Origin of the sequence: Portibacter marinus (assembly GCF_021533195.1) — a bacterium.
Taxonomy (GTDB): Bacteria; Bacteroidota; Bacteroidia; order Chitinophagales; family Saprospiraceae; genus Portibacter; species Portibacter marinus.
Window position 1 is genome coordinate 169,534 of record NZ_JAJNKB010000004.1, and the last position, 12,347, is coordinate 181,880.

A 12,347-nucleotide genomic window follows, 5' to 3' on the forward strand; every position below is an offset into this window, starting at 1 on the left:
AGTTTAGATTAACTTACCTTTGCAGCCTGATAATTTGAAGATAATGGCTACTCCTACCAGTGTTGCGTTTCATACATTAGGTTGCAAATTGAATTTTTCTGAGACCTCAGGCATCAGGCAGATGTTTGATAAGGAAGGTTACCATACTGTCGATATGGAAGAACCTGCCGATATTTTCATATTGAATACCTGCTCAGTCACTGAGTTTGCAGATAAAAAATGCAGATATGCGGTCAGACAAGCCAGAAAAAAAAATCCGGATGCTAAGGTTGTAGTGATCGGTTGTTATGCTCAACTTAAACCTAAAGAAATCTCAGAAATAGATGGAGTAGATTTGGTTTTAGGAGCAGCCGAAAAGTTTAATATTCTTAATTACATCAATGATCTTGCTAACGCTGATGGAAAAGGTATGGTTATGGCTGGCGAAATCAGTGAGGTCAATGGCTTCGTTTCATCTTACTCATTAGGAGACCGAACCCGTACTTTTCTAAAAGTACAAGACGGCTGTGATTACAAATGTTCTTTTTGTACCATTCCTCTTGCTCGAGGCAAAAGCAGAAGTGATACCATCGAAAATGTCCTTTCAAGGATTACAGAAATTAAAAATGCAGGTAGTAGAGAAATTGTACTAACCGGTGTGAATCTGGGCGACTTTGGTAATGGTACTGAAGTCATAGAAGGCGTTCGGTCAAAGAAGGAAGCGATGTTTATAGATTTGATCCAGGCTATCGACCAACATGATGGCGTGATGCGCTATCGCATTTCATCTATAGAACCCAATTTATGTACAGATGAAGTGATCGAGCATGTGGCTTCCTCTGATCAATTTGCCCCTCATTTTCATATGCCCCTGCAATCCGGATCTGATCGCATTCTCGGCCTGATGAAGAGAAGATATAGACGCGACCTTTATCAATCCAGGGTTTCTAAGATCAAAAATTTGATGCCCTCAGCTTGTATAGGAGTAGACGTTATCGTCGGCTTTCCGGGAGAAACGGAAGAAGATTTTCTGGAAACCTACCATTTTCTTCGAGATCTTGATATCAATTATTTACATGTTTTCACATATTCAGAGAGAGCAAATACAGGAGCAGCTCAAATGTTGGGTGCAGTACCCATGCATATCAGAAGAGAAAGAAATGAAAGGCTCAGAATACTTTCTGAAAAGAAGAAGAGAGCTTTTTATCTGAGTCAGATCGGTACAGAACGGACAGTAATTTTTGAAGAAGGATCTTTAGGGTTTACGGAAAATTATATCAAAGTGAAGTGCAAAGGAGTACTGCCTAATGAAATTCGAAAGGTAGTGCTTGAAGATTTGGATGAGAGTGGATTAGTGACTGCCAGACCTTTGATGACCGAAGCATTCTAAAAATCCAATGATAGCAACTTCATATATCGGCCAAAAGACCTTTACCATTGAGCAAAAAAGCCTTGATACTCCGGCGAAGGATGAGGTCCGGATTAAGGTGGCTTACTGTGGTATATGTGGTACAGATATGCACATTTTTCATGGCAATATGGACCAGCGCGTATCTTTTCCTCAAACCATCGGACACGAAATGTCGGGAAAAATCGATGAACTTGGCTCGGAAGTCAATGGATTCGATGTGGGAGATAAAGTAGTAGTACGACCTCTGGATACTAGGCACGAAAGAGCATCAGACAAGGGCTTGAGCCATATTAGTAAAGGCTTGAAATTCATCGGAATAGACAGTCCTGGAGCGATGCAGCAGTATTGGAATGTGCCAGCATTTACATTGCACAAATTACCTGATCACCTGGATTTACAATTGGCAGCACTTATCGAACCCCTTGCGGTGGCTTGTCATGATGTGCGACTTTCTGAGCTCCAAGAAGAGGAGGTAGCTGTTGTACTTGGCGGTGGGCCTATCGGTATATTGGTTGCCATCGTTGCCAAGAGTAGAGGAGCCAGAGTCTTAGTCTCGGAAGTCAATCCAAGCAGGATTGCTTTTGCGGAGGCGATGGGTTTCGAGACGATCAATCCCTTAGAAACCGAATTGGAGCAGTATCTTGAAGACAGTACTGATGGAAAAATGGCGGATGTGGTGTACGAGGTAGCAGGAGTGCAAGCTACACTGAACCAGTCAACGAAGATTGCGGGTTTAAGAGGAAGAATCGTCATTGTGGCCATTCATAATGAGCCGAAAAAGATTGATCTGTTTCAGTTCTTCTGGAAAGAATTAAAATTAATGGGGGTGAGGGTTTACGAATCTGAAGATTACCAGGAAGCCATTCAATTGGTTACCAAAAATGAATTTGGTTTTGAGAGAATGATCACAAAAGTGGAACCATTGACACAAATTCAAAAAGCATTTGAAGACATAGAAAAAAACCCTGAGGGGATGAAAGTTTTATTAGATTGCCAAAAATAACATGAGAAAATGATACTTGACAAATTTAGTTTAGAAGGAAAGACTGCATTGGTTACAGGATGTAAAAGAGGTATTGGAAAGGCAATGGCAGAAGCTCTGGCTGAAGCAGGAGCTGATATTATTGGAGTTTCAGCTTCACTCAAACCGGGAAGTGCGGTCGAAAAGGCTGTACAAGACCGCGGAAGAACATTTAAAAGCTATCAGTGCGATTTTAGCAATCGTGAAGCGCTTTACCAATTCATTAAAGCCGTCAAAGCAGATTTTCCGGTCATCGATATTCTGGTTAATAATGCAGGAACCATTCTACGGGCGCCGGCAGCGGAGCACCCAGATGAATATTATGACAAAGTGGTGGAAGTAAATCAGAATGCACAATTTATTCTAACGAGAGAATTTGGCAAGGAGATGATTAAGAGAGGGTCAGGTAAAATCGTTTTCACTGCTTCACTCCTAACCTATCAGGGTGGCATCACTGTTCCTGGTTATGCGGCAAGCAAAGGTGCCATTGGCCAACTTACCATGGCCTTCGCCAATGAATGGGCAAGTAAGGGCGTCAATGTCAACGCTATAGCACCTGGATACATTAGCACCGATAATACAGAAGCATTGAGAAATAATGAAGATCGCTCAAAATCCATATTGAGCAGAATTCCTGCCGGCAGATGGGGCGAACCGGAAGATTTTGCAGGACCTATCGTATTTCTTTGTTCCGATGCCGCTGCCTACATGCATGGAAGTATATTACTGGTAGACGGAGGATGGATGGGCAGATAATCTGTTGAAATTCTCCAAAGAGCTGTCGAAATTACAGCTCTTTTCTCAATCGCGCTACAGGAATATTCAGTTGTTCTCTATACTTGGCAACTGTTCTTCTGGCGATATTATAACCTCTGCCACGCAAATGATCCTTCAGTTTCTCGTCAGATAATGGTTTCTTCTTATTTTCAGCAGCAATGATGTCTTCCAGAATGTTCTTGACCTCCAATGTGGAGACCTCCTCTCCGTCCATGGTTTGAAGTGACTCGGAAAAAAAGCTCTTCAACTTACGTGATCCAAACTCAGATTGCACAAACTTACTATTGGCTACCCTTGAAATAGTGGAAATATCCAAATTGGTGATGTCCGCTATATCTTTAAGGATCATCGGTTTAATGCGACGTTCGTCTCCGGTCAGAAAATACTCTTTTTGATATTGCATGATGGAATACATGGTCTTAAATAAGGTATCCTGTCGCTGAAGAATGGCATCGATAAACCATTTGGCAGAATCTATCTTCTGTTTAATGAACATGATGGCTTCTTTCTCTTTCTTAGAACTTCTGCGTCCATCTGTGGCATGCTTATAAGACTTTAGCATTTCCAGATACTGATCATTGATTCTCAGGTCCGGAGCATTTTTATTGTTCAAGGTCAATTCTAACTCTCCATCTCTGTTGTGAATGATAAAGTCAGGAACGATGTAGTGCGTTGAATTTCTTCTGGCTGAGTCAATGGTCGCTGCAGGCTTCGGATTCAGTTTCAGAATCTCGTCAATCGCATCCTTCAGTTGACTTTCAGAAATAAATAAAGATCTTTGGAGCTTTTGGTAGTGCTTTTTCGTGAATTCTTCAAAATAGTCTTCAAGGATTTTGAGCGCAAGGTTTTTGGCCTCAATGTTATTTTCTTCACCCTTGTCTATTTTATCTTCCAATTGGATGAGCAGACACTCCTGAAGGTCTTTTGCTGCTACTCCCGGAGGATCAAATCTTTGAATTCTCTTGATCATCTTTTCTACTTCCTCGACCTCTGCGTCTATGTTCTGAGAAAACAGTAAGTCATCAATAATTGCAATCGGCTCTCTTCTCAGGTAACCATCGTCATCGATGCTACCAATGATTTGTTGTGCAATTTTCTGCATGCGTTCGTCCTGAAAATTGAGCAAACCCAACTGCCGCTCTAGCTCTTCATGAAAAGAACGTTCCACTGCATAAGGAATGTTGCGGTCCTCTTCGATCGATACACTGTTGTCTTTTAATTTGTAAGAAACAGGATCATCTTCTATGTATTCATTGATGTAATCGTCTAATTCAAAGTCGTCAGAATCCTGTTCGCCAGAATCCTCTTTCTCAAGATCAAAAACTTCCTGAAATTCTTCTTCTCCTTCTTCTAAAGCAGGGTTCGACTCTAATTCTTCTTTAATTCTCTGATCCAGAGAAGCGGTAGGTATTTGTAATAGTTTCATGACCTGAATCTGCTGTGGGGACAGCTTCTGGATCATTTTCTGACTTAATCTTTGCTTTAGCATCGGTATTGGATTTAGATTTACTAAAATTCCGCTTATATTAACATTTCCTTAAAAGGTAAAGTTCTACAAGCTACGTGTTTAAATTAACACTTTCAGTTGTGCAGGAAGGTATAACTAATAATGCAGAAGCAAATATAAAGCCAAATTTATCATATTAAAATATTTTGTAATATATTTTTAACTTATTATTAAATTAATACACTTATCAATTTTTTTACATATGTCAATTAGTAAGCGTGTCAGCAGTCTTAGAAATTTACTAAAAGAGCACCACATACAAGCATATATTATTCCTAGTAGTGATCCACATCAAGGAGAGTATGTCGCCAGTCACTGGGAGGCTCGCGCCTGGGTTTCAGGATTCACAGGATCTGCTGGAACAGCTGTAGTGACAGAGCACCTCGCAGGAGTCTGGACCGACTCCCGATATTTTATTCAGGGTGAACGCCAACTAAAGAATGGACCATTTGAACTACACAAAGTTTACAACCAGGGAAGTCCGCAATACATCGATTGGTTGCTGGAGCATTTAGAGGAAGGTGATTTAGTGGCTTGTGACGGTAGATTATTCTCTAAAAAACTGATCACTTCCTATCAGAAAAAATTAGCGGTTAAAAATATTGAATTGAAAACCAGCTTTGATTTGATCAGTGATATTTGGGAAGGAAGACCTCCACTTCCCGGTGATCCCATTTTTGAACATAAAATAGAATTTGCAGGAGAATCTAGAACATCAAAGATCAAACGCATTAGGGGAGAAATGAAGAAGGCCGGGGCTACTCACCATCTCATCAGTACCTTGGATGACATTGCATGGACATTCAATATTCGAGGGAGGGATGTGCAATTTAATCCTGTGGCCTACGCTTATGCGCTGATAACCCTGCATAAGGCCACATTATACGTTAAAAAAGGTAAGGTCGATCCTCTGTTAGAAGATTTGTTCATTCAAGAAAATATTGACATCCAACCCTACCATCAAATATGGAAAGATCTTAATTTAATGCAAAGCGAATCGGTCATTCTAATCGACGAAAATACCATCTCCTATTCACTTTATCAGTCAATCAATACACAATACAAAATAAATAATACACTACCCACTATAAAATTTAAGGCGATCAAAAACGAAGTTGAAATTCAACATTTCAGAAATGTTATGGTCAAGGACGGAGTAGCCTTGGTAAAATTTTATGGTTGGCTGGAAGAGCACGCAGGAAAGGGCATTACAGAATATGATCTTGTTCAAAAACTTGCTGAATATCGAGGTCAGCAAAAGGGTTACTTTTCGGAGAGCTTTAATGCAATTGTAGGTTTTAAAGGTAACGGGGCAATCGTGCACTACCGTCCTTCTGAAAAAGAGGCTTTAGAGATAAGGGGTGAAGGCATGCTTCTCGTGGATAGTGGGGGGCAGTATTTGGATGGCACCACTGATATCACGAGAACCACGTATTTTGGCGTCCCCACCGATCAGGAACGAGATGCATATACAAGGGTTTTAAAAGGAAATATTGAATTGGATAGAGCTGTTTTTCCGGAGGGCACCTTAGGAGTCCAACTGGACACTCTGGCAAGGCTACACCTTTGGCGAAACAAGATGGACTTTCTGCACGGTACAGGACATGGAATAGGTTCATTTTTAAATGTACATGAAGGGCCACAAGGGTTTTATCCCGGGATTGCCTCACGAAGCCGTGTTGCCATCGACGAATTTATGGTCACCACCAATGAACCAGGATATTATGAAGAAGATCAATTCGGAATAAGAATTGAAAACTGTCTGCTCACTGTGAAGGCTGGAAAAGGCTTTCTCAAATTTGAGACTTTGACACTTTTTCCGATAGAAACAGATTTAATTTTGATGCCTATGCTTTCTAGAGAGGAGGTTCAATGGTTAAATGAATATCATAGTCGGGTATATGAGCGACTTTCTCCGCATCTAAACCTAAAAGAAAAGGAGTGGCTTAAGTCTAAATGTGCTCATATATAAGGACGAATATTTTGCGAATCACCAATCTTTGTTTTTCTTTGCAATAAATTATCTAATAATGAGCGATTCAGGACACAATTACGGCAAGAAGGGAGTATGGTTTGGTAGAATTGCCATTCTATTTGCTCTATTCATTATCTTATTGATCTGGGTCTACCAGAAGAATTTCAAACTGACTTTCGATTTCATTCAGCCTTATTTAGGGTAAGACTTTTAGCATCTGTGCTACTGGTTTTGGGACTCAACAATTCATTGGTAAGGTCGAAGTGTTAAAAATTCATTGTCCTCATAGCTGGCCAATGGAATTTGCAAATCCCATGGCAATTCAAGGTAATCCAGGATTTTAGGTTCGATGATCGCTGGCAAATAGAATTTGCCAGTCCCATGGCAAGTGATCTTACTCTAATTTCCACACTTTTTCGAGCGCTATTCCTAAAGTGACTAAAAACTCTGTTCGTGTATTGCTATTTCGATCGTTCCTCATAAAAATTTCATGATCCGAAGCTGCAACTGTTTGCCTCAATTCAGCTCTCAAATAAGATTCTTCTGTGGGGCGATACTCTGTTCCAAAAGTAAATCCTTGCAACAAATACCCGGACACTCCACCATTTACTGCTCTAAATCCACCTATAAATCCATCCGGGTCATTGAAAATTTCATAACGCGCCGTCAAACTGCTTTTGGGTTCAAATTGATATCGAAAAGTGGCTACTCCGGCAAACATGATTGCAGTTTTTTCAGATTCTAAAAGCACACTGTGGGTCTGCGTCGCAAAGTCAAATCCAAGATCCATGAAAAATTTATCAGTTAAGGTCTGATTAAGATATATATTCTGATAAAACCTAAATTGTGCAGGTTCCCTATTATCTCTACTCTCACGACCATAAATGTTGGTATAAGTCAATGAAGTATTTTCACTGAAATTGTAGTTATACAGCAGACCAATTGACTTGCCGCTGTTTATATCAACATAAGTATTATAACCGTTTAAAACCCACAATTGAAATTCCCAGTTGTCAGCCTCTCTTGTCAACCTAGCTCCCGCCTGATAAAATGGTTCATTATACGTTTTAAAGGCAGTCGAACTTAGCCTGTTATTCTTAGGAAGAAAGCTTTCTGTGCCAATGTGGGTATGAAAAAATCCGGCATCAAACCAAACATTTGGAGCCAACCTGACGCCCGCATTGGCCTCCTGAACATTATTAAAATCTTCATCCCAGGTAGCCTTTGCTATATCACCATAATGCAGTGTAAGATTACCTCTAACGACTCCCTTCTTAAAATGCAGACCCAACTGTGCTACGTTAAGGCCAATCGTATTGTTTCGGGCTCCTACTGTTATTAATGGTTGCAATGTTCCTATCCTTTCGGAATTGCTATAAGCTGCATAATAACTGTCCACATAACCAGAAACAGCAATCATTGACTGATCACTTGAGTCAATTTGACATTGTAATGTTGTCATTTGCATAAAGAGGGGAAAAAATAATATGCCCTTTATCAGTAGCGATCTGAGATTTTTCATTGCATTGCATTTAAGATAAAGCTACAAACAATTTAAATATTTCACTAATATTTAAACCATTGTTTAACAATAAAATACCAAAAATGAAGCGTCTGTGTAGCTTTACAAACCACCACCACATATTCCTTTTTTACACTCTCTATAAGGAGAATATCCGTAATAACAAGTGCATAGAATTTTCATGTATTATTGAAATTGCTTAATATGATCACTTAAGTCCATAACTTCTACAATCTCTCCCAATGCTGCAAATACGATACTAGCTCCTGCTGCGGAACGGTACCCACTTGCGCAATGCACTATTATTGGACGATCTGAAGGCAATTCCTGCGCGCGCTCACGAAGCTCATGTAAAGGAATATTTACCGAATGGTCAAAAAATTTACCATTTTCAAATTCACTTTTATTCCTGATGTCTACAATGGTAAAATTTTTCGGCTTTTTTACCAGTTCATTTAAATTCAACTCGGGCATTTGTTTTAAATCATCCCTACCTTCAAATTCAAGTGCTCCAATAATATGCGACTCATACCCGATCTTTGCAGACTTGCCAAGAACCTCACTTAGCTCCTGCTTGCTTTTCGCAATGAGATAAAATCTTTCTTTGGGATCGACTATTGAACCCAACCAGGTCTCGAATTTTGCTCCGTTCATAATATTGACGGCACCTGGATAATGACCAGATCTGAAATCAGATGCGCTGCGTACGTCTATGATTAGTCCGTTGGTTAAAAGTAAACTTTGAGGACTCTGAAGATATTCTACTTTCTGAATACTTTCATTTAGGTTCGCAGCTCCCAACTTATTGACTTCTACGTCATATTTAAAATACTTTGGTATGAAGGGCTGACCTTCCAGTATATAATCCACAAACTCATCTTCTGTCATGGTTTGCAGGGCAGGATTCTCCCGAAGCTGTTGATCTAACGTACTGCTTAATTCATCGCTCATTCCTTTACCACAAAGACTACCAGGACCATGGGCAGGATAGACCATGATATCTGGATTTAATTTCATTAATACATCCCTGGTGGAATGGTACATTTGCTTGGCAAATCTTTTTCTCTTATTCCTTAAGTGGGCTGCATTTTCCCTCAGATCCGGCCTGCCTACGTCACCTATAAAGAGAGTATCTCCACTAAAAACCGCCTGCTGATTTCCATTTTCATCAAATACCAGGACGCTGATGCTATCCGGAGAATGTCCAGGTGTGTCTAATGCCTTCAATTTTATTTTTCCCAATTCTATTATGGCTCCATTACTAAATGGCTCATGGGGATATGCAGCCAATGTATTCTTGCTGGCGTAGATGACGGCATTCGTTGCTTCGTGTATTTCAAGGTGGCTGCTCACAAAGTCTGCATGTGGATGTGTCTCTATCACGCCCACAATATCCACATTCTGCTCTTTCGCTAGGTCAAAGTAAGGTTTAGGGTCTCTTGCAGGATCCACAACCATCATTTTATCTTGGGAAATTATAGCATATGAAGCATGAGCCAGACCTTCGTCGTATATTCTCTTGATTTGCATTTCTATATTTTTTTGTTGCAAATCTTACAACTTAGCTTATTCCTTTGTTTTGTAGGTTTTAAAAATCTCTGTAATGACCCTGCAAAAATCATTGTTGCTGATAAAAAAGAAATTTTCATCTGTTGCACAAAAGGAAATAATTCATGACCTGAAGCATTGAAAAGGAATTCCATATTTTTGAGCGGGTATCCAATCCTCTTTATGATCTTTAAAACTAATGTACAAATCACCTTGCCCCAGGTCGTCACGCCTTATTGAGTAACTCGCAAGTCCTCCAGTCTGGTTTTCGCCTGAAGCAAATGTCTCTGTTCATGCGCTACAATGATCTCAAACGCCTTTTCGAGCTTGTATACAATTTTATAATTGGCAGGAGAACAAATGACCTGATCTTTCTCCAGCAAATTCTCGGCTCCTTCAATCATTACTTTCAACTCCTCCTGATGTTTCGCGAATTTTTCCAGGATGTTTCCAGGCAAATTACTTGTAGATGGTTCCCAGATGGGAAAGGTGGTGATCTTCTTCTGCGTGTCAGGAAGTACCGATTTCAAAACGACATTTCCCATCAAATTGGTAATAAATCCTATTCTACCGAACCAAGGCACTTTGTAATTACCTTCTTTGACCTTGGCGAGGATCGGAAAGAAACTCTCATTGATGGTCATAATATGATCCAGAATCTGAGCAATACTCCAGGCTTTGGAATCGGGTTTCCAATTCAATTCTTACTCGTCCAAATCCTAAAATGCTCTATCAAAACTCTGTGCAATTTCATCAATGCGCTTAGTCCAACTTCTAACTTTGTTCATTCTTTTTATGTCAGTGCCTGGTTTAAATATCACTCAATTCTACTATTTTCCAGCTTGGATTATATTGAATAAAGTTTGCCAAGACTGCTGCATGTCCAGCACCCAGCAGTATCATTATTTTATCATCTGAAGCTTCTACATATTTTTGGATATAGGAATACATATGAAGATTCCTACGAATCCATTCAGAAGCTAAGATAGAGCCAATGGTATTTTCTAACTTACCAGTTTTATTAGCTTCATTCAAATACCATCCAAAATTGTTGCGCCTACTTTCAGCACTGTTCAAATAATCAAAAATTTCATCCAAAGTGGCTCCTTGTTCAACCAGTTGATTATATTTTCTTTCCAAATTTTTAATTTCCTTACTGAATTGTTCAATTTTATTTTGTTGTCCAGCATCCCTCATCGCTACCAGCATAGTGTCATATGGAAAGGCTGTATCATGATTATCAATACCATAAACCATCTGATGATCCAATCGATCAGCTACTCTGAAACCCAACTGAAAAATTTCATTGCGCTTGTCATTGCCCCAGTTTGTATTGCGATACAAATGATACAGCGAATCTAGCTTTGGTTGATACTCGATTGTCCGTTCAACAAATATTTTGTCTGGATTAAAGTCAGCGATTCTTGCAACGATATCTTCCAATTGTCTTTGATATTTCTCCGATAGGATATCTATCTGTTTAGCTTGGACAATGTCACTTCCTCTGTGATTGTAGTTATTCCAATGAGATGATCCTATGAGCAATACCTCACACTCTTTCATATTTGCATCAACTATTACTTTACTTTCCTGGGCTACACCACCAACTACAAAAGTAAAGGTTAAGAAAAAGACAAAACCGCGAATCATAATAGAATTAATTTTCTTCAATAAATCGAATAATAAGGTCACGATAAATACTTTGTTCTGAAAACGATAATTCTCGCCATAATGCTCCATGGGAAAGATGATAAGCATAATGAACTTGAACTTCTCTAAATTCAGTCGTTCTCAATGCATCCTCAAAAAGCTTGGAATAATCATACATATCATTGTCACTAATTAACAGAATAGGTGCTAATAGATTATCCAGATAATTGACTGGAGATGCATCCGAGAAATTGGTTTCGGGATCACCAAAGACGGCTTCAACATGTAGTTCAGCAAGTTCTGGTCTACCACCATTTTTAAGTACTTTGTGATAGTGATGAATATCGTAAGTTCCTGAAATGGGAATCAACCCTTTAAATAGATCAGTATTAAGTGCATGCTTATCTAAATATGTTTTATCCAAACCTATCAAAGCGGCAAGGTGCCCACCTGAAGAATAGCCGCCAATATACATCCTATTGCGATTCATTGAATACTTCAATGCATTGTCGAATAACCATTTGACGGCTGCAGCAACATCTTCTGCGTGATTCGGATGCTGAATTCCCGAAGTTAAGGAGGGATCTCTCCATATGGCGGGACTCATTCGATGACCGATATTTGCAACCGCTATTCCGTGAGAAGCCACTTTATTAGCAAAATCCATCTCCAGGTTTTTATTGCCATAAGACCATGCACCACCACCTATCCAAATTAACACGGGAGCATTATCCTTATTCATAGGCAACGCCAAGTGAAGGGTTTGAAAAGTGTCCCTAGTTACCGAGTCGTCAATATAATATATATCCTTAATCTCTTTAACTTCATACTGTTCAGTCAATTGACTCCAAAGTGGCATACTTAGTAACAATAAAATACCAAAATGCAATAACCTATCCTTCATATTTTCTGTATAAAAAATTTAAAAATCAGCGTTTCATTTTTCATGGGTTTTGA

Annotated in this window: 11 protein-coding genes; 5 read left to right on the forward strand and 6 right to left on the reverse strand. The window is 39.5% G+C overall.

Annotated elements, in window-relative coordinates:
• Window positions 1–43 precede the first annotated feature (43 nt).
• From mtaB to L2567_RS11780, 3 genes are read left to right on the forward strand one after another with little or no spacing between them, the layout of a single operon-like run.
• Window positions 44–1,369, forward strand: a complete 1,326-nt coding sequence (gene mtaB, locus L2567_RS11770; protein WP_235297975.1) for a tRNA (N(6)-L-threonylcarbamoyladenosine(37)-C(2))-methylthiotransferase MtaB — start codon at window positions 44–46, stop codon at window positions 1,367–1,369.
• A 7-nt stretch (window positions 1,370–1,376) separates the two neighbouring features.
• Window positions 1,377–2,393, forward strand: coding sequence for a zinc-dependent alcohol dehydrogenase (locus L2567_RS11775; RefSeq protein ID WP_235297976.1), 1,017 nt, complete (start codon window positions 1,377–1,379; stop codon window positions 2,391–2,393).
• 12 nt (window positions 2,394–2,405) lie between these two features.
• Window positions 2,406–3,167: an SDR family oxidoreductase gene (locus tag L2567_RS11780; RefSeq protein WP_235298169.1), complete on the forward strand. Its 762-nt coding sequence runs from the start codon at window positions 2,406–2,408 to the stop codon at window positions 3,165–3,167.
• Between the two features lie 31 nt (window positions 3,168–3,198).
• Here the strand turns inward: L2567_RS11780 and rpoN are convergent, their stop codons facing one another.
• Window positions 3,199–4,677, reverse strand: coding sequence for an RNA polymerase factor sigma-54 (gene rpoN, locus L2567_RS11785; protein WP_235297977.1), 1,479 nt, complete (start codon window positions 4,675–4,677; stop codon window positions 3,199–3,201).
• A 220-nt stretch (window positions 4,678–4,897) separates the two neighbouring features.
• Between rpoN and L2567_RS11790 the strand changes: the two genes are divergently transcribed.
• Together L2567_RS11790 and L2567_RS11795 are read left to right on the forward strand one after the other, a co-directional pair.
• Window positions 4,898–6,667 (forward strand): aminopeptidase P family protein, encoded by a 1,770-nt coding sequence (locus L2567_RS11790; protein ID WP_235297978.1) that lies wholly within the window; start codon window positions 4,898–4,900, stop codon window positions 6,665–6,667.
• Window positions 6,668–6,725: 58 nt separating this feature from the next.
• Window positions 6,726–6,875 carry a hypothetical protein gene (locus tag L2567_RS11795; RefSeq protein ID WP_235297979.1) on the forward strand — a complete coding sequence of 50 codons (150 nt, stop codon included), beginning with the start codon at window positions 6,726–6,728 and terminating at the stop codon, window positions 6,873–6,875.
• 189 nt (window positions 6,876–7,064) lie between these two features.
• Here L2567_RS11795 and L2567_RS11800 read toward each other — a convergent pair whose 3' ends face one another.
• The 5 genes from L2567_RS11800 to L2567_RS11820 all read right to left on the reverse strand — a co-directional run bounded on the left by L2567_RS11800 (window position 7,065) and on the right by L2567_RS11820 (window position 12,294).
• Window positions 7,065–8,192: an outer membrane beta-barrel protein gene (locus L2567_RS11800; RefSeq protein ID WP_235297980.1), complete on the reverse strand. Its 1,128-nt coding sequence runs from the start codon at window positions 8,190–8,192 to the stop codon at window positions 7,065–7,067.
• Window positions 8,193–8,378: 186 nt separating this feature from the next.
• Entirely contained in the window at window positions 8,379–9,722 is a 1,344-nt protein-coding gene (locus tag L2567_RS11805) for an MBL fold metallo-hydrolase (protein ID WP_235297981.1), read from the reverse strand.
• Between the two features lie 251 nt (window positions 9,723–9,973).
• Window positions 9,974–10,441: a DinB family protein gene (locus L2567_RS11810; RefSeq protein ID WP_235297982.1), complete on the reverse strand. Its 468-nt coding sequence runs from the start codon at window positions 10,439–10,441 to the stop codon at window positions 9,974–9,976.
• A gap of 109 nt (window positions 10,442–10,550) precedes the next feature.
• Window positions 10,551–11,411 (reverse strand): DUF5694 domain-containing protein, encoded by an 861-nt coding sequence (locus L2567_RS11815; protein ID WP_235297983.1) that lies wholly within the window; start codon window positions 11,409–11,411, stop codon window positions 10,551–10,553.
• The gene (locus L2567_RS11820; RefSeq protein WP_235297984.1) at window positions 11,398–12,294 is read right to left on the reverse strand and encodes an alpha/beta hydrolase; all 897 of its coding nucleotides are present in this window, start codon (window positions 12,292–12,294) and stop codon (window positions 11,398–11,400) included. Before L2567_RS11820 ends, L2567_RS11815 begins: the two co-directional genes overlap by 14 nt.
• Window positions 12,295–12,347 lie beyond the last annotated feature (53 nt).